General features: G+C 45.6%; 18 protein-coding genes. 10 read left to right on the top strand and 8 right to left on the bottom strand.

Features of this window, described 5'->3' with window-relative positions:
- Positions 1 to 602: 602 nt before the first annotated feature.
- Positions 603 to 3,122, top strand: coding sequence for an SdrD B-like domain-containing protein (locus tag QZW82_RS03270; protein ID WP_293144499.1), 2,520 nt, complete (start codon positions 603 to 605; stop codon positions 3,120 to 3,122).
- Between the two features lie 582 nt (positions 3,123 to 3,704).
- On the opposite strand, the gene QZW82_RS03265 is transcribed toward QZW82_RS03270, so the two are convergent.
- Positions 3,705 to 4,733: a hemerythrin domain-containing protein gene (locus QZW82_RS03265; protein ID WP_293144496.1), complete on the bottom strand. Its 1,029-nt coding sequence runs from the start codon at positions 4,731 to 4,733 to the stop codon at positions 3,705 to 3,707.
- Positions 4,734 to 5,053: 320 nt separating this feature from the next.
- On the opposite strand from QZW82_RS03265, the gene QZW82_RS03260 reads away from it, so the two are divergent.
- Both QZW82_RS03260 and QZW82_RS03255 read left to right on the top strand, forming a co-directional pair.
- The gene (locus tag QZW82_RS03260) at positions 5,054 to 6,319 is read left to right on the top strand and encodes a pitrilysin family protein (RefSeq protein WP_293144493.1); all 1,266 of its coding nucleotides are present in this window, start codon (positions 5,054 to 5,056) and stop codon (positions 6,317 to 6,319) included.
- A 373-nt stretch (positions 6,320 to 6,692) separates the two neighbouring features.
- The gene (locus tag QZW82_RS03255; protein ID WP_293144602.1) at positions 6,693 to 7,961 is read left to right on the top strand and encodes a pitrilysin family protein; all 1,269 of its coding nucleotides are present in this window, start codon (positions 6,693 to 6,695) and stop codon (positions 7,959 to 7,961) included.
- Between the two features lie 370 nt (positions 7,962 to 8,331).
- Here the strand turns inward: QZW82_RS03255 and QZW82_RS03250 are convergent, their stop codons facing one another.
- A complete protein-coding gene (locus QZW82_RS03250) occupies positions 8,332 to 9,069 on the bottom strand; it encodes a hypothetical protein (RefSeq protein ID WP_293144490.1) in 738 nt (245 codons plus the stop codon).
- A gap of 22 nt (positions 9,070 to 9,091) precedes the next feature.
- Positions 9,092 to 9,379 (bottom strand): hypothetical protein, encoded by a 288-nt coding sequence (locus QZW82_RS03245; RefSeq protein WP_293144487.1) that lies wholly within the window; start codon positions 9,377 to 9,379, stop codon positions 9,092 to 9,094.
- A 325-nt stretch (positions 9,380 to 9,704) separates the two neighbouring features.
- On the opposite strand from QZW82_RS03245, the gene QZW82_RS03240 reads away from it, so the two are divergent.
- From QZW82_RS03240 to QZW82_RS03210, 7 genes are all read left to right on the top strand, one after another.
- Entirely contained in the window at positions 9,705 to 11,525 is a 1,821-nt protein-coding gene (locus QZW82_RS03240; protein ID WP_293144484.1) for an efflux RND transporter periplasmic adaptor subunit, read from the top strand.
- Positions 11,526 to 11,712: 187 nt separating this feature from the next.
- Positions 11,713 to 12,978, top strand: a complete 1,266-nt coding sequence (locus QZW82_RS03235) for an ABC transporter permease (RefSeq protein ID WP_293144481.1) — start codon at positions 11,713 to 11,715, stop codon at positions 12,976 to 12,978.
- Between the two features lie 122 nt (positions 12,979 to 13,100).
- Positions 13,101 to 13,937: a methyltransferase domain-containing protein gene (locus QZW82_RS03230; RefSeq protein WP_293144478.1), complete on the top strand. Its 837-nt coding sequence runs from the start codon at positions 13,101 to 13,103 to the stop codon at positions 13,935 to 13,937.
- Between the two features lie 333 nt (positions 13,938 to 14,270).
- A complete protein-coding gene (locus QZW82_RS03225; protein ID WP_293144475.1) occupies positions 14,271 to 14,642 on the top strand; it encodes a hypothetical protein in 372 nt (123 codons plus the stop codon).
- Between the two features lie 5 nt (positions 14,643 to 14,647).
- Positions 14,648 to 15,067: an HNH endonuclease signature motif containing protein gene (locus tag QZW82_RS03220; protein ID WP_293144472.1), complete on the top strand. Its 420-nt coding sequence runs from the start codon at positions 14,648 to 14,650 to the stop codon at positions 15,065 to 15,067.
- A 91-nt stretch (positions 15,068 to 15,158) separates the two neighbouring features.
- Complete coding sequence (locus QZW82_RS03215; RefSeq protein WP_293144469.1) at positions 15,159 to 16,289, top strand: ATP-binding protein; 1,131 nt, start codon at positions 15,159 to 15,161, stop codon at positions 16,287 to 16,289.
- Positions 16,282 to 18,777 carry a sulfite exporter TauE/SafE family protein gene (locus QZW82_RS03210; RefSeq protein WP_293144466.1) on the top strand — a complete coding sequence of 832 codons (2,496 nt, stop codon included), beginning with the start codon at positions 16,282 to 16,284 and terminating at the stop codon, positions 18,775 to 18,777. The genes QZW82_RS03215 and QZW82_RS03210 overlap by 8 nt, the downstream gene beginning before the upstream one ends.
- Positions 18,778 to 18,816: 39 nt before the next feature.
- Here QZW82_RS03210 and QZW82_RS03205 read toward each other — a convergent pair whose 3' ends face one another.
- The 5 genes from QZW82_RS03205 to ndhC all read right to left on the bottom strand — a co-directional run bounded on the left by QZW82_RS03205 (position 18,817) and on the right by ndhC (position 21,034).
- The gene (locus tag QZW82_RS03205; protein ID WP_293144463.1) at positions 18,817 to 19,044 is read right to left on the bottom strand and encodes a type II toxin-antitoxin system HicB family antitoxin; all 228 of its coding nucleotides are present in this window, start codon (positions 19,042 to 19,044) and stop codon (positions 18,817 to 18,819) included.
- Positions 19,041 to 19,265 carry a type II toxin-antitoxin system HicA family toxin gene (locus tag QZW82_RS03200; RefSeq protein ID WP_015176846.1) on the bottom strand — a complete coding sequence of 75 codons (225 nt, stop codon included), beginning with the start codon at positions 19,263 to 19,265 and terminating at the stop codon, positions 19,041 to 19,043. Before QZW82_RS03200 ends, QZW82_RS03205 begins: the two co-directional genes overlap by 4 nt.
- Positions 19,266 to 19,459: 194 nt before the next feature.
- Entirely contained in the window at positions 19,460 to 19,963 is a 504-nt protein-coding gene (locus tag QZW82_RS03195; RefSeq protein ID WP_293144458.1) for an NAD(P)H-quinone oxidoreductase subunit J, read from the bottom strand.
- Complete coding sequence (ndhK, locus tag QZW82_RS03190) at positions 19,956 to 20,681, bottom strand: photosynthetic/respiratory NAD(P)H-quinone oxidoreductase subunit K (RefSeq protein ID WP_293144455.1); 726 nt, start codon at positions 20,679 to 20,681, stop codon at positions 19,956 to 19,958. Before ndhK ends, QZW82_RS03195 begins: the two co-directional genes overlap by 8 nt.
- Positions 20,672 to 21,034, bottom strand: coding sequence for a photosynthetic/respiratory NAD(P)H-quinone oxidoreductase subunit C (gene ndhC, locus QZW82_RS03185; protein ID WP_006635500.1), 363 nt, complete (start codon positions 21,032 to 21,034; stop codon positions 20,672 to 20,674). The genes ndhK and ndhC overlap by 10 nt, the downstream gene beginning before the upstream one ends.
- Between the last annotated feature and the right edge of the window lie 203 nt (positions 21,035 to 21,237).

The raw sequence follows: 21,237 nt of genomic DNA, 5'->3' as shown, positions 1-21,237 counted from the left end.
CCCTATTCTTGGCAGCGTCCAAGACTCAAGCATAAGTTCCGGGAACCCCGAAGCTGGCTTGTTGTATATTGGGTGGAATATTTCAGAGGCTGTAGAATTGAGCGTAAGTCAGAAACTATCAGACAGTTCCCCTAACCCCGATCGGCATATTTTCAGGCAAAGCAAATCATATCCAGTGCGGTAGCTCGATCGGTCTAAAGCTTGTTGTGAAGAGCTTGTTGTGAAGAGGCAATCCCAGAGCCTGCGATCGCATCTTGACAGCAAACCCTGACAAACCCGAACAATGCCGCCCGACTTGCGATCGGGGCAAGCACTCAATCAAGTCCTTTTTAGAGCTCAAACCAGCAAGTATGTACGGAGAGAGAAGGCGTGCAAATCTTAAAGATGTTGCCCTCAAATTGCCAGGGCTCTTCAAAACCTGATATACTGGCCAGCGACAAAGCTTGAGGCATTGTTATGTGAGATGGGGAACATTACCTCAAGCACAGACGTATGTAAAATCGAGTGGCAATTGTCAGCGACTAGCAAAAACTACTCAGCTATTGACAAACCCATACAGTAGTCTGTAATTTACGTGGATTTAGGTGTGAAGGAGAGAAATCATGGCAAATTTAACTAGCGAAGAGCGGATTGCCCAGCAATTACAGGTTGGGAATACAGGCCCGGCAATTTTAGGTATCAAGTTCAATGACTTGAACGCGGATGGGATCAGACAGGCAAATGAACCAGGTCTGGCAAATATCCCCATTCTCCTCGAACCTGCGATCGGCAGCAACGGCCGATTAGATACAGGCGATGTCTCCGTCCTTACAGACGCTAACGGAGGGTTCTCGTTCATAAATCTGGTTCCCGGCAACTACGTAGTCACAGAAACAACAGTACCGGCTGGTTTCCGTACCACGACTCCGAATCCCCTCGCTGTCACTGTTGGAAACACAAACACCAACGTTTTCTTTGGCAACACCCAGCTTGTGGGTAGCCGGATTGTTGGATGCAAATACTTAGACATAGATGCCGACGGCTTTCGAGACGGGAATGAACCGGGGATTAAAAATGTCAGGATATATCTTGATGGCAGCAACGGCAGCGTCCCCAACGGCCGATTAGATGCAGGGGAACTTAACACATTAACAGACAAAAATGGTGGGTGGTCGTTTAATGTAACACCTGGAACATACAGAGTTCGGGAAGAACGAGTCAACGGTATCAACGGAGAACCCCTAGAAAGAGATTTCCCCCAAAGCACCCCACCCAACAACATCCCTGTACTGGACGTAACGGTAGCCCCCGGTCAAACCTTTGCCTGCGCTCAAGTTGGCGACACTCCTCTTTATCAAATTGAAATTAACAAATTTCGGGACAATGACCGCAGTGGCACGCGAAATGTGGTCAATGGAGTTTTTGAACCCCCCATTGCTAACGTACCCTTCATTTTAGATTTGAACGGGAACGGTCGCTGGGATCAAGCCTCAGAACCCATCGCTATCACCGATGTAAACGGAGTTGCTACCTTCAGGGATTTGAGAGCTGCCAATTACTCTGTCTTGGAAATTTTTCCAGCGACACTCCCCGGTGGCGGTGTCCCAGGCAACCTCAATGCTCCAGTGGCAACTACTCCTAACCCCGCTCTGGTTTCGGCACCAGGCCCGCAAGCACGGTTCCAGGGTACGATCAGCAGAGAGCAACCGATCTTAGTAACAGATTCAACCTATACACTGAAACCAAACGACCCTAAATTCGTAGATACCAACCGCGACGGCGTTCAACAGGCTGGGGAAAGATCGATCGCCGCCACAGGCGAGCGGCCGATTTTTGCCAACACCCCTTTACCTTTCCCAGCGACTAACCCCTCACCAGCAGTTATCTTTACTCCTGTGGGAGCTAATACTGGGAATGGAAGTAATTCTGGTGTGGGAAACACTCTACCTAACATCACTGTATTCAAATACAATGACCTGAACGGAAACGGTCGCTTCGAGCCTATTCAGGGTGAAGCACCAATTAGCGGTGTCACTGTCTTCCTAGACACCAACAATAATGGCACTCCTGACGCCGGAGAACAACAAATACAGACGAATGCTCAAGGAAGAGGAGCATTTACCAACTTGCAACCGGGCAATTACACGGTGCGGGAAGTCGTACCGGCTGGTTTTTCGCCTTCGACAACTGCTGGTGTTCCGGTAACTCTCAACCTTCAGGACGCTAACGTTACTTTTGCAAACACGCCCAATAGCAACATCACTGGTTGCAAATTCGAGGACTTTAACTTGAATGGCTACCGAGACGGAAACGAACCGGCGATTAGCGGCGTTACTGTTTTTCTCGATACCAATAACAACGGTGCCCTGGATGCAGGGGAAGCAACTACCACTAGCGATCAGTTTGGTACTTTTGCTTTCAGAAATTTGCGTCCCGGTACTTACAACCTGCGAGAAGTACCTCCTCCTGGTTTCTTCCAGACGACTCAACCGCTCAATATCGTTTTGGGCCCCAATCAAACCTTTACTTGCGCTTTGATTGGTAACTCTCGCCGCTATGATTTGTTAGTTCCCAAATTCCGAGACGACAACCGCAACGGCGTACAAGACGGAACCGAACCTCGTCTGGCTAATGTTCCATTTACTTTGGATTTGAACCGGAACAATCGTTACGATGCCGCTACTGAGCCTTTGGTGAGAACGAACGCACAAGGGATTGCTCTATTCCCGAATTTGATCCCGGCCACTTACTCGGTTTTGGAAGTTTTCGACGATCCGAACGTTCCCAACCCGTTCCCGATCCGGACAGGGCCTAATCCTGTTACCTTTAACGTGCCGGGCCCAAATACTACGCCTTCGGCGCCAGTAGCGACTCCAGCAAGAACTGCTTCTAGCTTGGATCTAGTGACCGGCGGTACGGATATGGATGCTACAGTTAGCAACGATCCTTTGACTAACGGTGGCAGTGCCGATGCTACAGTGACAGCCAGCAGTATCGCTGAATTCGTCGCATCGAGTGGAGTTGTTACCAACTTTGACGATCTTGAAGCCTTGAAAACAGCAAGTTCGCTGACTTTTGCAACTACACAAGATAAGTCTGAGGATTGGCTGTTGGCTGCTCCTGCTCCAATCCAAGTGTTCTAATCTGAAGTTGGGTTTCTAGTTTGAAACTCAACTATTAGTAATTAGCTAGTTTAAACTGCACGTCAAACATTGTTTTGGGGTGCAGTTTACTTTTGTGCCGATCGCACAAACTGTCTTTAGTATAGCAATCCTAAATGATTAATACAGATATGTAGGGGCGGTGCCAAGAGTGCCCGCCCTCTGAGATTGGGCAACCACGGGGAGTAGGGGTCGGATTGCCCCTACAAGAATTACACAAATGATTTAGGATTGCTATAGTAGACTGCGATCGGCAAAAAGAAGGATTCCCCGCCGCCACAAAACCTTTATTTATATCACAGGTAAAATTTTGCATCCCAACGGCGGATCTGTAGTTAATGCTTAGGAAGGACTAAATTCCTTACTACAAACCTTGTTTTTAAGAAGGACTAAAGTCCTCACTACAAACCTTGTTTTTAAGTTTGTACTGAGGACTTTAGTCCTCATATTTCTTTTTTCCTGCTTTTTAAAATAGTAATCCCGCCATCTTGGTGGCAGGATTGATAGGTTGCAGTTTAGCTGTTTTCTAGCTTTAGCTAGAATTGAAATTAGCTCGCTGCTCAATTAGCTAATGCCAGCCATTTCTTGCTGGATAGTGCTCTTGGCTTCTTTGAATTGAGTAGCCATTTGTTCCATTTGTGCTTCGCTGAGGTTGCGGCGAATTTGAGGGAACATATCGTTTTCTTCTTCCTTAACGTGATCCTGAACCGCTTTTTTGAGCTGTTGGATTTGAGCTTTGAAATCAGAAGAACTGGGGTTGAGAGCCTTGATTTGGGCGAGCATCTGCTTCATTGCTGCTTGCTCGTCGTACAGTTCTTGGGTATCGCTGTAGTAGCTGCGAACTGCGGGATACACAATTTGTTCTTCGGCTTCTGCATGAACGCTTAAGTCTTTGTAAAGTTGACCGAAGAATTCTTGCAGTTTTTGAGGATCGTCGGTTTTTTCGATTTCCATGAATATGGTATCGACTTTGCGGTGATCCATGGAGATGATTTCGGTAATGTTCATCTCTTCTTTGGTGCGAGTAACTGCACCGCCGATAATACCACTCATGGCCGCCATCGCATCTTGGACGCGGGCCCAAACGCCTTGATCGGGGTCTTTTCCGGTAAGTTCGCGCACTCCCAAGATTTCCATAACTCCTTTGAGTTGCTCTTGGTGGGCGCGGTTTTCAAAGTTAACTGTGTTGAGGGGAACAATGGCAGCTTCGATGTCTGCACCCACTACTTGAGCGGCTTTGTGAACTAACAAGCCGGCCATTGTTTGTTTGTGTTTGAGCAGTTCGTGCTGGGATACTTTTTCAAACAGGGTGAGTTCAGAACCTTCCATTAGTTTCTGAACTTCTTCGATCATTTTTGTGAAGGTTTCTTTAGGTTCGGATTGAACGCCGTATTGAATGATTACGGTTTCTAAAACGCCTAGGTTTTTGCGATCGTCCTCCAGCATATCCCGGAAGCGATCGCACAGTTCGGAGTCGTTGCAGGAATTGATGAACAATTGCTCGTTTGCAATCAGCAGGTTTTGCAGTGCTTTCATGTCTGCTAATTTCATGCCGATCGCTTGGCGCTTGGTATCTTCAAGGGTAGCTACCATCTGTCGTTTCTCCTCTCGATGTCTTTTGTGTTCTTACATCTTTTAATTTATGGAAATATTCTGATAACTCCCTCTTTCTCCCGACTGATTCATTAATATCCCGCGCAACCTATTGACTTTTGAACGAAAAAATGGTAATAAATTAAGGCTCAAGGTTGTTTAAAAAAAAGCAAAAATTACTTGCTGAATGACCACAACCCACAGACAACAGCCCACAGACAACTGACAACTGACTTTTGTATCAATTAATTCCGATCGCACATCAGTAAAGCGCTACTATAGTTGAAGCCGAAGTTAACTGAAGTTTAAGAATAACTAGCTTGTCTCAACTGCTCACTGCTTTAGAGTTCCCAGCCAAGGTCTGGAAGCTGCACAATGGGTTAACAGTCATTCACCAGCGGATTTCGGCCACACCTGTGGTTGCGCTAGACGTGTGGGTGAAGGCTGGCGCTACGAAGGAGCCGGATTCTTGGTCGGGAATGGCTCATTTTCTAGAACACATGATATTTAAAGGGACGGATGCGATCGCCCCTGGAGAATTTGACCAAGTAATTGAAAATCGCGGCGGTGTCGCTAATGCAGCTACAAGTCACGACTACGCCCATTTTTACGTCAACGCAGGGGCAGATTATCTAGCAGAAACGGCGCAGCCGCTGGCAGAATTGCTGCTGCGTGCTTCTATCCCGGATGCGGAATTCGATCGCGAACGAGATGTGGTGCTTGAAGAAATCCGCCAAGCTCAAGACGATCCAGATTGGCTGGGTTTCCAAGCGATGATGGAAACAGTCTACCAGCGACATCCCTACAGGCGATCGGTACTCGGTACGGAAGAGTTGCTGATGTCGCGAACTCCCGACGAAATGCGGTGTTTTCATCGATCGCACTATCAGCCGGAAAATATGACTGTGGTGATAGTCGGGGGAATTGAGGAAGAAGAAGCCAGAGATATCACAGCCAAAGCATTCGATCGGTTTTCTGACAGGTGGGATTGTCCTAAATATGTCGCCGAAGCCGAACCGCCGTTAGTAGAAATTCGCCGTCAGGAACTCTGTCTTCCCCGATTGGAACAAGCGCGACTGATGATGGCGTGGACTGGGCCGGGAGTTGAACACTTGCAAAGTGCTTGCGGCTTGGATTTGATCTCTGTGTTGCTCGCAGATGGGCGGAGTTCGCGTTTAGTCCGGGAACTGCGGGAAGAATTACAATTGGTACAGGCGATCGAAAGCTCTTTTTCGCTACAGCAGGAATCGAGTTTGTTTACGATTAGTGCTGTCTTGGAAGCCAAGCATCTAGAAGAGGTGGAATCTCGAATTTGCGATCGGCTTTGGGAATTGCAATCCGAGCCGGTTTCGGAGGCAGAACTGATGCGCTGCAAGCGTTTGCTGTGCAACGACTTTGCTTTTTCCCTCGAAACGCCGGGACAGTTAGCGGGTCTTTACGGATATTACAGTACGATCGCGACTGCCGAATTAGCGCTCAGCTATCCTACCAGGATTCAGTCATTTAAGCCATCAGATCTCCAGCGCCTAGCTCAACAATATCTCTCACCCCGACGCTACGCGGCTGTAGCGATCAAACCAGTCTGATGGCTAAGGGAGTTAATATCAATATCTTTGGTACCGGATAAATCTTGGTTTGTCCGGTGTTTTCTCTGTTTGGCCCGCACCCTACGGGATAGATTTTGTTACATTTAGTATAATCGTGCCTTCAGCTCTGTTTGGTCTGACAGCATACAAAATGCAAATGGAAAATAGCAAAATGGCGATCGAGTAATTATCAATTACCTTTTTCCTAATTAGATCGTGTCCGGTAAATTACTATAACAAAAACGGTTCGTAGTGCGGACTTTAGTCCGCATAAGAGCGGACTAAAGTCCGCACTACAAACCTTAGTTATTGCGGTCAATCTACCGGACATGATATTACGCATTCCCGATTCCCATTACCAACTAAATTAATGATGAAAAATGAAATTCAGCGCACGGTTTTAGACAACGGTATGGTTGTCTTAGCATCAGAAAATCCAGCAGCAGATATTATTGCAGCTAGGATATTCCTGCGCGCCGGCAGCCGCTGCGTACAGCCGGAACAAGCAGGATTGTGTCACTTGCTGTCGGCGGTAATGACTAAGGGAACCGATCGCCTGTCTTCGCTAGAAATTGCCGAACGTGTAGAATCGGTAGGAGCGAGGTTGAGTACGGACTCGACTACCGATTACTTTTTAGTGAGTTTGAAGACGGTAACAGCCGATTTTCAGGACATTTTGGAGTTGGCGGGGGAATTGCTGCGATCGCCCACTTTCCCCGAATCTGAAGTCGAACTCGAACGCCGCATTGCGATATCGGCAATTCGATCGCAACAAGAACAACCATTTGCGATCGCCTTCGAGCAATTGCGACACGCCATGTATCAGGAACATCCCTATGCTTTCTCCACCTTGGGCACAGAAGCTACGATGTCAAAGCTCACCAGAAACGAGCTCGAACAGTTCCACAAAACCTATTTCCGTCCCGACAACGTGGTTATTTCGGTAGCCGGCAGAATATCTACCGAAGATGCGATCGCCCTGGTCGATCGTACATTTGGTGACTGGAAAGCGCCTTTAACACCCCTCCCAACTTTAACCATCCCCCCCCTCACAGCCTCCCCGAAATCCGTGGCTAAGGCGCAAGATACCCAGCAATCAGTGATTATGCTGGGCTACCTCGCGCCCTCGGTCAAAAATCCCGACTATGCAGCGATTAAGTTACTGAATACCTATTTGGGTAACGGTTTGTCGAGTCGGTTGTTTGTGGAATTGCGGGAAAAGCGGGGCTTAGCTTACGATGTTTCCGCACTCTACGCGACGCGCCTGGACACGGCTCAGTTTGTAGCGTACATGGGTACAGCACCCGAAAATACGGTGACTGCTTTTGAAGGATTGCGTACAGAAGTCGATCGACTCGCCAACACCCAACTAAGCGAAGAAGAATTGCAAGCTTGTAAGAATAAAATGCTCGGTCAATATGCTTTAGGAAAACAAACTAATTCGCAAATTGCCCAAGTTTTAGGTTGGTACGAAATCCTGGAATTGGGAATTAAATTTGACGAGCAGTTTCAAGCAGAAATTGCGGCAGTTACAACTGCGGAAGCTAGGGAAGCTGCTCATAAATACTTCATCGAACCGTATATTTCTTTGGTGGGCCCGGAGGCGGCGATTCAGGAATTGGGTGTGGCTGCTGTTTGTTAGAAAAAAGTTTGTAGTGAGGACTTTAGTCCGAAGCGGTCAAGGACTAAAGTCCTCACTACAAAGCAGATCTCAAACTGTCAACTATCAACTGCTGTCGTGCCAATAAATTTAAGTAGCCAAGCAGTTAAACCTATATCTCTGCCTGATTTAAGCTGGTCTTTCATTTTTGCTTTGGCTGCTGTTACATCAATTTACAAGAGTGCAATTATATGATGCTTTTTTCGGCTAAGTTTTCTCACATCAAATGTGGCAACTCTTGATTTCGGAAACTCATAAATTTCAAATTAATTCATATTCCTCCCTACCAACCAAATATGCGAGTTCGCTCCAACTGGGTTTTTATCCTGACACAACAATCGAAAGAAGTGTCTTATTCAACTTTTGGATTTTTCTCAGGCTTTTTCATTTCTTGTTGATTTTTAGATTGTAACGTTTCACGTGTCACCAAAAATTTTTTGCCTAAATCTGTAACATCAAGATATTTGGTCAAATTGATCGATCGTTTTCCATAATCACTCGCTCGAACTATATCACTGATATAACCAGATTTCATCGCGATCAATTTCAAATCTCGTAAACGCCTTAACTCATCACCAACTCGCTCTGAAACATAAAAGTCATAATTAGTCTTTGTTTCAGAATGCCTGTCAAGCTGGTCAATTTTTTCATAATCCTTATCCCCAAGCAAGAAATTATACATAAAAGCTTGCGTTTCTTCTAAACTTTTTTGTTGTTTTTCTAGTTGTTCTAATTGTTGCGCTTGAAGCTCATCAATTTGTTTTTTCTGCTGATTGACTTCTTGCTTTAGTTGCTGAAATTTAGCTGTAACGCCGCCATCCTTAGAAACACCAAAATCCTCTAATCTGTCAAGTAATCCAGAGTTGAAGAAAAAGACAAGAGCAATAAGTATAATATCAGGAGCTTCTATCTTTCGAGGTTGTCGTTTTTCTTCAAAGTATATTGGGCTAATTAGGCTAAATATCAGATAACCCATTCCTATCAATGAAATAATTTCGATCCACCAATTTCGGAAATTTTTGTCTTTCTTAATGGAACCGCCGATCGTGGACTGCTGTTTTATTTGCTCTTGATTATTGTCTTCACTCATAAACACCTCATCTAAAGTTCTATTATTTACGTTTGCCTGAGTGTTGGGTTTTATTGTTATCTATATATTGGCGTAAAACCCTATTAATTAGAGCTTTATACTGTGAGTATTGAAACTGAAACCACTGCTTCACGCCTGGATCGATATGAACTAAATTGTCAGCTTTATCTGCTGGAATACGTAAAGTCGATCGTTCAAAAAATTCATCTGTCAGCGGTGGAATATCTGAGTAGTCGATATTCTCTTCCGATCTTGATTCTAAGGCTTCCCAGTTAGTACCAGAGGTACTGTTCAAATCGTTTCTGCTCATGACGGTTAGCTGTTTGCGCTGAAATGATTCGGATTACATTGTTTTGACGTTCTGTCCAGACTACCACCGCTATTCCAGAACCGAGAAAACCGATTCCAAACCAAGGATTAGGATATGCGAGATTAAACTATCTTCCTTGATTATCGCGCATTTTGCTGAACTGGTTTTCTGCCGTGCTGGAGATCGATTTTGTCAGCTAAAGTCGATCGCCCGCCAGCATTCAAAAAACCGCAAAAATCCGATCGCACTCAAATCCCACTTAAATTGAACCTTTTCGGTTCCCGATCGGTCAAAATGAAGCAGACGCCCGATCGGTCTAACTTATATGTACTTCCTAAAGCAGTTTCAGATTAAAAAAGGGCTGACTCCCTGGTTAAGCGGACTCCTCGCTGCCTCCCTAATCGCCGGAGTCGGCTATACAGCTTACAGCCAACTCGCAGTCAAATCGAAACGTGAAAGCAGACGCAAGGAAAAAACCGTTGCTGTAGAAAGGGTGAATTTGCCGATCGCAATTTCAGCAAATGGCACAATAGTACCCGAAAGGAGCGTTAACGTCAGCCCCAAAACTTCAGGAGTGCTCAAAAGTTTACTCGTCAAGGAAGGAGACACCGTTAAAACAGGGCAAATTCTCGCCCAAATGGATGACTCCAACCTTCAAGGGCAATTGACCCAAAATCGCGGACAACTCGCCTCCGCCGAAGCCAATTTGCAAAAATTACTCAACGGTAATCGGGCTGAAGATATTGCCGCAGCCAAGGCGCAATTAGCTGAACAACAAGCCAGTCTCGAAAAATTGCTCAACGGTAATCGAACTCAGGATATTGCTGTCGCCCAAGCCCAAGTAATCGAACAACAAGCAACTCTCCAAAAATTGCTCAACGGGAATCGCAGTCAGGATATTGCAGCAGCAAAGGCACAATTAGCGGAACAACAAGCCACTCTCCAAAAATTGCTTAAGGGCAATCGCCCCGAAGATATTGCCCAAGCTGAAGCTAAACTCAGGGATGCGGAATATGCCAAACAGCAAGCAGAAGAAGACTTTCAACGCAATCAGGAACTCTACACAGATGGGGCGATCGCACTTCAAATATTAAATAATTCTCGCACAGCGCGCGATCGCGCTCAAACTCAAGTCAGACAAGCCCAACAAGCTTTGGCTTTGTTGCGCCAGGGTTCGCGCCCGGAAGAGATTGCTGCTGCGCGGGCCGCCGTTGACCAAAAACAGCAAGCTTTGGCGCTAATTCAGGCTGGTGCTCGGCCCGAAGATATCGCTGCGGGGCGGGCGGCTGTTGAGCAAAAACGGCAAGCTTTGGCCGGAGTGCGATCGGGGGCGCGATCGGAAGATATCGCCGCTTCTGAGGCCGCAGTGGAGCAAAAACAGCAAGCTTTGGCATTAATTGAAGCTGGTGCTCGCCCAGAAGAAATTGCGATCGCCCGTGCTCAAGTTCTCTCCGCCAAAGGTAGTCTCCAAACAGTCCAAGCCTTAATTAACGATACGAGAATTCGCGCTCCTTTTAGCGGTATTGTTACTCGCAAATATGCCGATCCGGGGGCTTTTGTGACTCCGACAACGGCTGGTAGTTCGGTTTCTTCGGCGACTTCTTCTTCGATTTTGTCTCTCGCTTCCAAAAATCAAGTAGTGGCAAATGTGGCAGAAAGTAATATTTCCCAAATCCGCCTCGGGCAAAATGCGTCTATTCAAGCTGATGCTTATACGGGAAAGACTTTTACTGGGAAAGTTAATCAAATTTCACCTCAGTCAATTGTCCAGCAAAATGTTACCAGTTTTGAGGTAAAAGCTTCAATTCTTGATGATGCTAAAAAACTATTGCGATCGGGCATGAATGTGAATGTCGAGTTTAAGGCGGGTGAGTTGAAGGATGTTTTAGTTGTGCCGACTGCGGCCATTGTTCGTCAAAAAAAGGAAACGGGAGTGTTTGTGACTGGTGGTGAGGATGGAAAGCCTTTGTTTGTGCCGATTAAGACGGGGATGACGGTTGATGATAAGACGGAAGTGCGATCGGGCTTGAAAGGAAATGAAAAAGTGTTTATTAGTTTCCCCCCTGGCTTGCGGCCGAAATCTCAAAATCCATCGTCGGGTGGAATTCCAGGTTTGCAGCCAGGTGGTGGCAGTCGCTTGCGTTAATGAGAAAAATTAAGATCGAGCTCTTTCTTCTCTCCCTCTGCGCTCTCTGCGCTCTCTGCGGTTAAAAAAATCTTAATCCTCACCAATTAGCTATTACCTATCTCTCTTCTCTCCCTCTGCGCTCTCTGCGCTCTCTGCGGTTAAAAAAAATCTTAATCCTCACCAATTAGCTATTACCCATTACCAAATGAAATTAAAGACTCCCCCAGTTATTAACAAAATCTCGAACGTTCAAATTGTATTCATGGCGACTGAGGCGCTATGGAATAATAAATTGCGTACCAGTTTAACGATGCTGGGTGTGATTATTGGCATATCTTCGGTAATTGCGATTACTTCGGTGGGGCAGGGGGTACAGAAGTCTACTGAGGAACAGTTGAAGGCTTTGGGGACTAATGTTTTACTGGTTTTATCCGGTGCTTCGCGATCGGGCGGTGTTAGTCAGGGTGGTGGTTCTGCTTCTACTGTGACATGGGATGACGCTAGGGCGATCGGCAAACAAGCTCCCGCTGTTAAGGCAATTTCGGCGTTTTTGCAGCGCCAAGTGCAAGTTGTTTATGGCGGGCAAAATTCATTTACTTCTATATTAGGAACTGATTTAAATTATCCCGATGTCAAAAACATTCAACCTCAAGCAGGACGGTTTTTTAATGAGGATGAATTGAATGCTGCTGAACCAGTTGTTGTTCTCGGTTCTAAGGTGCGAGACGACCTTTTTGGAGTCGGTGCTAATGCACTATCGGCTGATATTCGCATTCAGGGAGGGCGTTACAAAGTCATTGGAGTGATGGAACCCAAGGGGTCGGTAGGGGGTACAGATCAGGACGATCGCGTGTATATTCCCCTCAAAAATATGTCGGCTCGGATTGTGGGTAGAAATTCTTTGGCTGGAATTGCGATCTCTGGTTTTTGGTTGCAAACTACGGGGGAATCGGATTTGGCTGATGCTCAATTTCAAGTTGAAAATATCATGCGTTTGCGCCACAATCTTTATCCGCCACAACCGGATGATTTTCGAGTAATCAATCAAGTTGATATTGTGAATACTTTCAGCAATGTGGTAGGTTTGTTTACGGTGATGGTAGTAGCGATCGCCGGAATTTCGCTGGTAGTTGGCGGCATTGGTATTGCTAATATTATGTTGGTGTCAGTTGTGGAGCGCACTAAGGAAATCGGGATTCGGAAAGCGGTAGGTGCTACTAATGCAGCTATTTTGATTCAATTCATGGCTGAATCAGTTTTAGTTTCGACGGTGGGCGGTACGGCGGGTATTGGCTTGGGAATTGCGATCGCCTTTGGGGCTGCGACAGCATTTAGTTTTCCCTTTGTAATTTCAGTATGGTCGATCGCAGCCGGTTTTGGACTATCCTTTACTGTGGGCTTATTGGCTGGAGTGTTGCCTGCTCGGAATGCGGCGCGCTTAGATCCGATCGCAGCTTTGCGAAATGATTGAAGTTAAGTAGGCGGTTATCAGAAAAATGAGGTATGTTGTTGGGCTTGGGCCCTCTGAGTTTAGTAGTTATATGAGCTGTCATTCATACCTCATCTTTTTGAGAAAGGCTATAGGCGATCGCAATGTTAGACAAATACAAGCAAGAAATCGCAGATTTGTACACCCGCAGAAGTCAAACCTATGACAATAGCGATTGGCATTTACAAATTGCTCGCCGTCTGGTAGAATACGGGCGAGTTAGTTATGGTCAGCAGGTTTTAGACATTGCAACGGGAACAGGTCATGTGGCGATCGCAGCCGCTCAAATTGTAGGATCTGAAGGTCGAGTTATTGGCGTAGATATTTCGCCTGGAATGCTGGATGTAGCCAGAAACAAAGCTCAAAAATTAAATCTCAACAATACAGAATTTGTGCTGGCGGATGCCGAAAATCTTGAATTTCCGGGTAATACTTGCGATTCCCTACGGGATAGCTTCGCTTCACGCCTTTTTTGCTCTTCTGCCTTCATTTGGATGTCGGATCTGCACGTCGCCCTCAGGCATTGGCACAGATTTCTCAAACCAGGAGGAATCATCGGCATTCATGCCTTCGCCGACACCGCATTTGTCGGCGGAGTTGTGACGCAAAAAGTAGCGGAAAAATACGGCATTTCCTTCAACATGAGCAAACCCACAGGCACTGTTGAAAAATGTCGAAACCTGCTCGCACAAGCCGGATTTAAAGAAATAGAAATTAAGATTGAGCAAGACGGTAGCTATATAACTGTGGAAAAAGCAAAAGCAATGTGGGCTGGCAATTCCCATCCCGCCCCCGGACAATATCCACCCCCATTATCAACACTTTCAACCCAGCAATTAGCGCAAGCCAAAGCAGAATTTGAAGCAGAAATCGAAGCATTGCAAACCCAGCAAGGAATTTGGAACGATATCACCACTTTTTACGTATTCGGTCAAAAATAGTAGCCTAAATGATGAACCTCTCTCTTCTCTAACTCTGCGTTCTCTGCGCCCTCTGCGGTTAAAAATTCCCAATTTATAGCAGTTATAACAAAGATGAGGTACGTTGTTGGGCTTGGGCCCTCTTAGCCGGGGAAGTTTTGTAAGCTGTCAGTCATACCTCATTTTTTTGAGAAAGGCTATATATTAAAAACCAAATAAGAAGGCGAAGCGCCTACATCAGCGGTTAAAAAATAAAAAAATCAATCAACTGGAATATTACCTAACTCATATATAAAGACTGCCAGCAAGTAAAATATGGCATAGTATAGATATTCATTTCATAGCATCCCACCTATGACTGCCCAAATCACCCTAAACTTGTCCGATGAAGTCTATCATCAAGCAGAATTACTAGCGCAGCAATGCCACCGCAGCGTCAGTGAAATTTTAGTAGAAACTCTGGAAAATTTTCTCTTACCAACTGCTAAACCAGTATCAGCATTGTCCGATAGGGAAGTAATCGCTTTAACTCAACTCCGGCTGCAACCAGTCCAAGAACAACGATTGAGTGAATTACTAGAAAACCAACAATCCGGTACAATTACTGATTTTGAACGTGAAGAATTGCAGGCATTAATTCATATTTATGAAGATAGGCTGCTGAGACAAGCTCAAGCCTTGAATGAATCTGTGCGACGCGGCTTGCTCGAACCATTACAAGGATAATTAGAATGGCTGTTTCCGAACAAGTTAAAGCCTTAATTCGCGCACAAGCTCAAAACCGATGCGGTTATTGCCGTAGTTTACAAATGTATGTCCTGGGAATATTGGAAATTGACCATATTATTCCCAAAGCAGTTGGTGGCACTGACGATGAAGAAAATCTTTGGCTGGCCTGTAGTCTGTGCAATAATTACAAAGGAATCCAAACAGACGCATTAGATCCAGTCACACAAACGCGCGTTACGTTGTTTAACCCGCGCACTCAGCAATGGTCAGAACATTTTGCTTGGAGTGAAGAAGGCACAGAAATTAAAGGAGTTACAGACTGCGGTCGCGCGACAGTCACAGCACTACAATTAAATAATCATATTGCTGTCACCGTTAGGCGTCAGTGGGTTAGTGCTGGCTGGCATCCGCCAACAGAATAAACTGCGATAATGCCATTATTGTTTGTGCCACCAAACTAAATTAGTGTATCATAAATATATGAGTCCGCTTCTCCTCTAGTCAAATAACTCTATGGCTCCTCGTTCGCCATCTCCTTGTCCGTTTTCTGCACCCTCGATGCTGAAAAACCCCGATTGCTTTGTCGGGCGCGAAGAGGAACTAAGATTTATTCAATCTCAAATGACAGGCCCGCAGCCAACCAGCGTTAATATTGTCGGCCCGCATAAAATTGGCAAGTCATCCCTACTTTGGCGTTTTTATCAAATTCAGAATCCTCCTACAAATAATTCTAGCCCTTACGCTGTTATTTATTTATCATTTCAAGATGGTGAATGCCAAACAGAAAAAAGTTTATATCAAACAGTTGCTAGAGAGTTGAGCCAGGTGCCAGCTATTCAAACAAAGCAAAATTTAGTTACAGCTTTTCAAGCGCCCGATTGGGATCGCGGTAGCTTTGCTCGGGCAATTAAGCTTTGCCACCAAGAAAAAATATTACCAGTTTTATGTATAGATAAATTTGAAGCGGTGTTTCAAGAGAGTTATCGCGAAGAATTTGATGAAGGTTTTTTTGATAATCTTCATTCCTTAATCAATAATAGTTCAATGATGTTGGTATTGATTTCTATAGAGCCTCTTGATTTTTACCGGACTCAAAATAAACTTACTTCTTCTTTTTTTAATGTGGGTTCAGAGTGCTTATTGAAAAAATTTTCCGAAGTAGAATCGAAGGCATTGGTTAAGCTGCCTCAAAGAGGCATGGCAGGGGTTAGACCCGCTTTAAATGAAGCAAATCAGCAACTAGCTTTGCAGTGGGGAGAACGGCATCCTGTACGTTTGCAATTAGCTGCAAAATATCTCTGGGAAGCACAACAAGATCGTAAAAGTGTGAAGTGGGCTAAGCAGAATTTTCAATCCCAAGTTAGGGCAGTTCTACAATTGCAAGCTCGACCAAAGCGCCCTCAGAAGTTGTTGGAGTCACTGCGTTGGCTAGTCTGGGATATGCCAATTTGGATTGGTAATTTAACTAAAAACTTTGGGTTGAAATTGGGTGATATATTTAGTTGGATAATGGGTCTGAGTCTGATCTTTGTGGCGATTATGTGTGTCGCCCGTATTGTTCCTGAAAATAATCTTTTTGAGTTGTTCAAAAAGTTTTTGTGTGGCAGTTTGAGTCCGGTGTTAGGCAAGTGGTGTGATGGTTAGTAGCAATATGAATTTGAATTATCTAGCTGAATGTGTTCGGCTGCTCTACTGGATTTACTTCAAACCTTTCACTTTGGCAGAGTGGGTGCGGGAAATTCACCCGGATTTGAGTTTCAATACTAATCCTTTTACTATGCAGGCGGAGTTTAGGGGTAATCCTAAGCTGCGGCGGTATGCGGGACAAGTTTGGTGGTTGACAGTAGCAGTGCCTGTAGTAGCTGCACTGCTAGTTGGCATCATTTATTCGCTGTCAGTTGAACCATTTAATTGGTCGAGGAGCAGTCTTTTTTTGATGGGCTGGTTCCTGGGAAACTGGTTAGCACGAAGCAATAATAGCAGTTTGCAAAAGAGGTTGACCCAACTTCTATATATTGTTGTTAGTATCACGTTTTTGATGAGTGTCGGTCTGCGATTCGCACCTGCACTAACGCCATCGATTCTACAAGTCATCCCCCTACAATCTTTACTTCAATCTCAGTTTTCTGTTGTGGCGTTGGGTGTGGCAAGCAGTGTGGTGAGCGGTGTGGCGAGCGGTGTGGCGAGTAGTGTGGCGATTGGTGTGGCGTTCGGTGTGGCGAGCAGTGTGGCGATTGGTGTGGCGAGCGGTGTGGCGACCAGTGTGACATTTGGTGTGGCATTTGGTGTGGCGATTGGTGTGGCGATTGGTGTGGCGATTGGTGTGGCGAGCGGTGTGGCGTTGGGTGTGGCGTTGGGTGTGGCGTTGGGTGTGGCGAGCGGTGTGGGGTTAGGTGTGGGGTTGGGTGTGGGGTTGGGTGTGGCGTTGGGTGTGGCGTTCATTCTCGGCACTTTGCGGGTTTATTTCTGGATTCCAGAATTACTGTGGATGTTTTTCCTGTTACGTTTCGTGCCAGAGGGAGACGAGGCAAAATGGCTGCTGCATCTGCCACCGTACTTCGACCAAATAATTCACTTACCGATACCTTTGATAGACTCTTTTATTGTCAAAGCTTATCGTCAGAGCCCAGTTGCAGCCCAACAAACCATCGATTATCTAATTAACTCAACTAACCAACAGAAAGTCGCATTAAAGGCAATGGTGGGAATTGCCATTGATACCCTCAACCGCTGTCAAAACTCTCAAGATATCGTTGCCATTACCGAACAACTTGCCTGGATACCCTCACCACCACCAGCGGAAATCGGTTCCGTACTACCTGAATTTTTGGCAATCAGCCAAGATGTCCGCGCCGCTGAAAATGCTAGTTCTGCCTACCTTCAATATGAAACGCTGGCCACACCTGTGACTAAACTCAATGGTTTACGAAACAGTCTGGTTTTCGACAAAAATCCAGCTTTAGCAACTAGCTTTGGAAGTATTGTGCAGCGGTGGCTGGATATCTTAGAAATATCCCGAAAAACTCTAGAGGAAGCAGCTTTAGATTCAGCAGAAATCCGGCAAGTTTATGTTGCTGGGCCAGCCCTCAACCCAGAAAATTCTAACAGTCGCTTCAAAGGGCGTTTGGACGTATTTCGAGAAATCGAGTCTTTGGCTGTTTCCTCTCAACCACCTGTATTGTTGCTGTATGGAGGTCGTCGCACCGGCAAAACCTCCACTCTCAAGTTTTTACCTCAGAAAGTTGGCTCAGAATTAGTGCCGCTGCTAATCGACTTTCAGGGGGCAGCAATGGCAACAACTTTGAGTGGTTTAGCCGAGTTTATCGCTGATGCCATCATCGAAGAGGCGCGACGCAACCGCAATTTGAAATTATCTGCCATTGACCGAGAATCGCTAAAAAAAGAACCATTTATGACTCTCCAAAAATGGTTTGTGCAAATTGAAAAAAATGCACCGGGACAGCGATTTTTGTTGTGTCTGGATGAATTTGAGCGGTTGCAGGAAGTAGTCACAGATACCGGAAGCCGATCGCCCTTGAACTTTTTGCGCTACATTGTACAGCACCGCGATAACTGGATTTTGCTGTTCAGCGGTTCCCATACTTTGGACGAACTAAATCCGTATTGGAGCGATTATTTGATCAACACGCAATCTTTACGGATGACGTATTTGCAGGAATCAGAGGCGCGGGATTTAATTCGGAATCCTGTTCCTAATTTTCCCGAAATTTATACAGAAAGTGCGATCGATGAAATTATTTACTTAACCCGATGTCAGCCTTATTATGTACAATTGATGTGTTGTATGCTTGTCGATCGCCTGAATGCAATCAACAGAGAAAATACCAGGTTAGATCTGGAAAAACAAAGCCAATTAACAGCAGAGGACGTGCAGGCTGTGATTATCAAAAGTTTGGAACGAGGCGGGGTTGTATTTCGAGAACGCTATCAAGAGTTCGCGGAATCAGAACGAGAGTTTTTGCATAAATTGCTCTATGAACCTGTTTTATCGGTAGCAGAAAGTCGTTCATGGCAGAGACTTGTGGATAAAGAAGTGCTGGAAGTGACTGAAGCAGGTTATCGTTTTCAAGTACCGCTATTTCAGAAGTTTGTAGAGCTTCAAAGTCGGTAAACAGGTTCATAAGTGCGTCCGGCTCTTCAAAATCTACATTCAAGCAAACAGCAAGTTTCCTACTAGAGTTTTAGGTGCTGGGAGAGATTTACCATCTGCCTGATATTCTTCAACTAAAAGCTCTAATACCTCTACTGCATTATGCAAAGCTTCTTCGTAGGTATCTCCGTGAGTGTGGAACTGCTGAGATGGAAAATCAGGTAAGTGAACTAGATAGCAGTTATCTTCTTCCGACCATTGAATAACAATTATATAAGGTAATTTCATGATTCTGATTCCTCTTCTTCAATTGCTTTCAATATTCCAAGTTTTCGATTAACTTCTCTCTCTAAATACAGTTTCGCATCATCGCCATCATTTCCAGCAATGGTAATTGGTTCATTTGGTAGTAAAGGATGAACCCATCTTGTATGACTGCCTTTTGCCGAACGATAAGTAAACCCAGCTTTGAGCAGCAGGCTTTTGAGTTCTCTAATCTTTTTTGGCATAAGCAGACATTAAAAATGCGGCAAGCTGACGATCGCACTTTCATCATATCCCAAAAAGTTTCGTGAAGCGAAGCTATCCCGTAGGGAATCGACCTTTCCGAAAAACAACGCACAAAACAACGCACCCACTCCTCAAAGAAGTAGGTGCTTGTAAAACGACGAACTGTATTTTGAGCTAAAAACTCAAAAGTCACTTAATAAGCGTCTTGCAGTTCGTAAAAATCAGGGGAAATATAATCTTTCCGCAACGGCCAGCCTACCCAATCTTCGTTCATCAAAATCCGTTTCAGATTCGGATGTCCTTCGTAGACGATGCCGTACATATCGTAGGATTCCCGTTCTTGGAAGTCGGCTGCTTTCCAAATCCAGTAGACTGATGGCACTCTCGGATCTTCGCGGGGAATGAATACTTTGACGCGGACTTCTTCGGGATGGGAAGCATTATCTGTCAATTTAGCCAAGTGGTAGACGCTGACTAAATCTTGTCCAGGGCCTTGGTCGTAGGCGCACTGGTACTGCATATAATTGAACCCGTAGGCGTACAGTGCTGTTGACATCGGAATTAGGAATTCGCGATCGACCTTTAATATCTCCACACCCAAATTATCGGCCGCTAAAGCTTCGTGCTCGAAGCCATTCTGAGTCAACCACTGAGAAACCTTCCCAGCTTCAACAATTGAAGTTTCTGTCTCAGCCACGTTGTACCTCCTGTTTTTGTCCTGCTAGCAGGGCGGGCGGTACCGGCATTCCCATTGCTTCCGTCAATTCCTTCGGTGGGGCCATCCGGCCGGGAACTGACAAATATTTGCCGTCCAAAATGTCATCTACTACTTTCATTTTGTGGGGTCTGGTGTAGTAGCGGTGAGTTGGCAGCAAGTTAGCCCGTTCTTGCATTGAGTCATTGGCGATTTTTTTCCGCAGTTTGATAATTGCGTCAATAATCGCTTCGGGACGCGGAGGGCAGCCGGGGATGTACACATCTACGGGAATCAGTTTGTCAACGCCTCTGACTGCTGTCGGGGAGTCTACGCTGAACATTCCGCCGGTGATCGTGCAAGCGCCCATCGCAATCACGTATTTGGGTTCGGGCATTTGTTCGTACAGCCGCACCAAGATGGGGGCGTACTTCATGCTAATTGTACCTGCGGTGATTAACAGGTCAGCTTGTCTGGGACTCGATCGCGGTACTAGACCAAATCTGTCGAAGTCGAAGCGCGATCCGATCAAAGCTGCAAATTCGATGAAGCAGCAAGCCGTGCCGTACAGCAGCGGCCACAGGCTCGAAAGTCTCGCCCAGTTATAGATGTCGTCAACCGTGGTTAGGATGACGTTCTCGGATAATTCGGATGTGACTTGCGGCCGCTCTGCCGGATTGACAATTAGCGATTTTTGTGATTTGTCAGAACTTAAGACCATTCTAAGGCTCCTTTGCGCCATGCATAGACAAGAGCAATAACGAGGATCGTGATAAAAAACAAGGCTTCGATAAAAGCCAAGAGTCCTAGCTGGTTGAAAGCTACCGCCCAAGGGTAGAGGAAGACGGTCTCTACGTCGAAGATGACGAAGACCAGGGCGAACATATAATATCGGATGTTGAACTGAATCCAGGCTCCGCCGATCGGCTCGACGCCAGATTCGTAGGTAGTGCGTCGGTCGTAGGGACGACTTTTGGGCCGCAGTACCTTAGACGCCGTGAGGGCGAGGATAGGGACTAGGCTCGAAATTAACAGGAAGCCTAAAAAATACTCGTAGCCGCTAAGTGCAAACACGGTGAATAATTACTGCCTCTGTGAAAGGGTTTTGTAACTTGTCTTCACATTATATAGATTTTGGGTAGCTAAAATTACGAGTCGATCGAGATTAATTGTCCATCTTCTGCAATAATTTTTAATGTATATTTTAATAAAACCGCAATCTCAGGATTGGGTAAACGATATTCTAACTGCCTGTGGAAGACGGGTGGCTGCCTGTG

This window comes from Microcoleus sp. bin48.metabat.b7b8b9.023, from assembly GCF_013299185.1.
In the GTDB taxonomy this organism is placed as follows: Bacteria; Cyanobacteriota; Cyanobacteriia; order Cyanobacteriales; family Microcoleaceae; genus Microcoleus.
The sequence above is the reverse complement of the archived record's forward strand: the minus strand, read 5'-3'. Positions and strand labels throughout refer to the sequence as shown.

What these genes read in the sequence shown, in the direction of transcription:
- QZW82_RS03270 (WP_293144499.1), top strand. Translation starts at nt 603, where the DNA reads ATGGCAAATTTAACTAGCGAAGAGCGGATTGCCCAGCAATTACAGGTT.
- QZW82_RS03265 (WP_293144496.1), bottom strand. Translation starts at nt 4,733, where the DNA reads ATGGTAGCTACCCTTGAAGATACCAAGCGCCAAGCGATCGGCATGAAA.
- QZW82_RS03255 (WP_293144602.1), top strand. Translation starts at nt 6,693, where the DNA reads ATGAAAAATGAAATTCAGCGCACGGTTTTAGACAACGGTATGGTTGTC.
- QZW82_RS03250 (WP_293144490.1), bottom strand. Translation starts at nt 9,069, where the DNA reads ATGAGTGAAGACAATAATCAAGAGCAAATAAAACAGCAGTCCACGATC.
- QZW82_RS03245 (WP_293144487.1), bottom strand. Translation starts at nt 9,379, where the DNA reads ATGAGCAGAAACGATTTGAACAGTACCTCTGGTACTAACTGGGAAGCC.
- QZW82_RS03240 (WP_293144484.1), top strand. Translation starts at nt 9,705, where the DNA reads ATGTACTTCCTAAAGCAGTTTCAGATTAAAAAAGGGCTGACTCCCTGG.
- QZW82_RS03235 (WP_293144481.1), top strand. Translation starts at nt 11,713, where the DNA reads ATGAAATTAAAGACTCCCCCAGTTATTAACAAAATCTCGAACGTTCAA.
- QZW82_RS03230 (WP_293144478.1), top strand. Translation starts at nt 13,101, where the DNA reads ATGTTAGACAAATACAAGCAAGAAATCGCAGATTTGTACACCCGCAGA.
- QZW82_RS03225 (WP_293144475.1), top strand. Translation starts at nt 14,271, where the DNA reads ATGACTGCCCAAATCACCCTAAACTTGTCCGATGAAGTCTATCATCAA.
- QZW82_RS03220 (WP_293144472.1), top strand. Translation starts at nt 14,648, where the DNA reads ATGGCTGTTTCCGAACAAGTTAAAGCCTTAATTCGCGCACAAGCTCAA.
- QZW82_RS03215 (WP_293144469.1), top strand. Translation starts at nt 15,159, where the DNA reads ATGGCTCCTCGTTCGCCATCTCCTTGTCCGTTTTCTGCACCCTCGATG.
- QZW82_RS03210 (WP_293144466.1), top strand. Translation starts at nt 16,282, where the DNA reads ATGGTTAGTAGCAATATGAATTTGAATTATCTAGCTGAATGTGTTCGG.
- QZW82_RS03205 (WP_293144463.1), bottom strand. Translation starts at nt 19,044, where the DNA reads ATGAAATTACCTTATATAATTGTTATTCAATGGTCGGAAGAAGATAAC.
- QZW82_RS03200 (WP_015176846.1), bottom strand. Translation starts at nt 19,265, where the DNA reads ATGCCAAAAAAGATTAGAGAACTCAAAAGCCTGCTGCTCAAAGCTGGG.
- ndhK (WP_293144455.1), bottom strand. Translation starts at nt 20,681, where the DNA reads ATGGTCTTAAGTTCTGACAAATCACAAAAATCGCTAATTGTCAATCCG.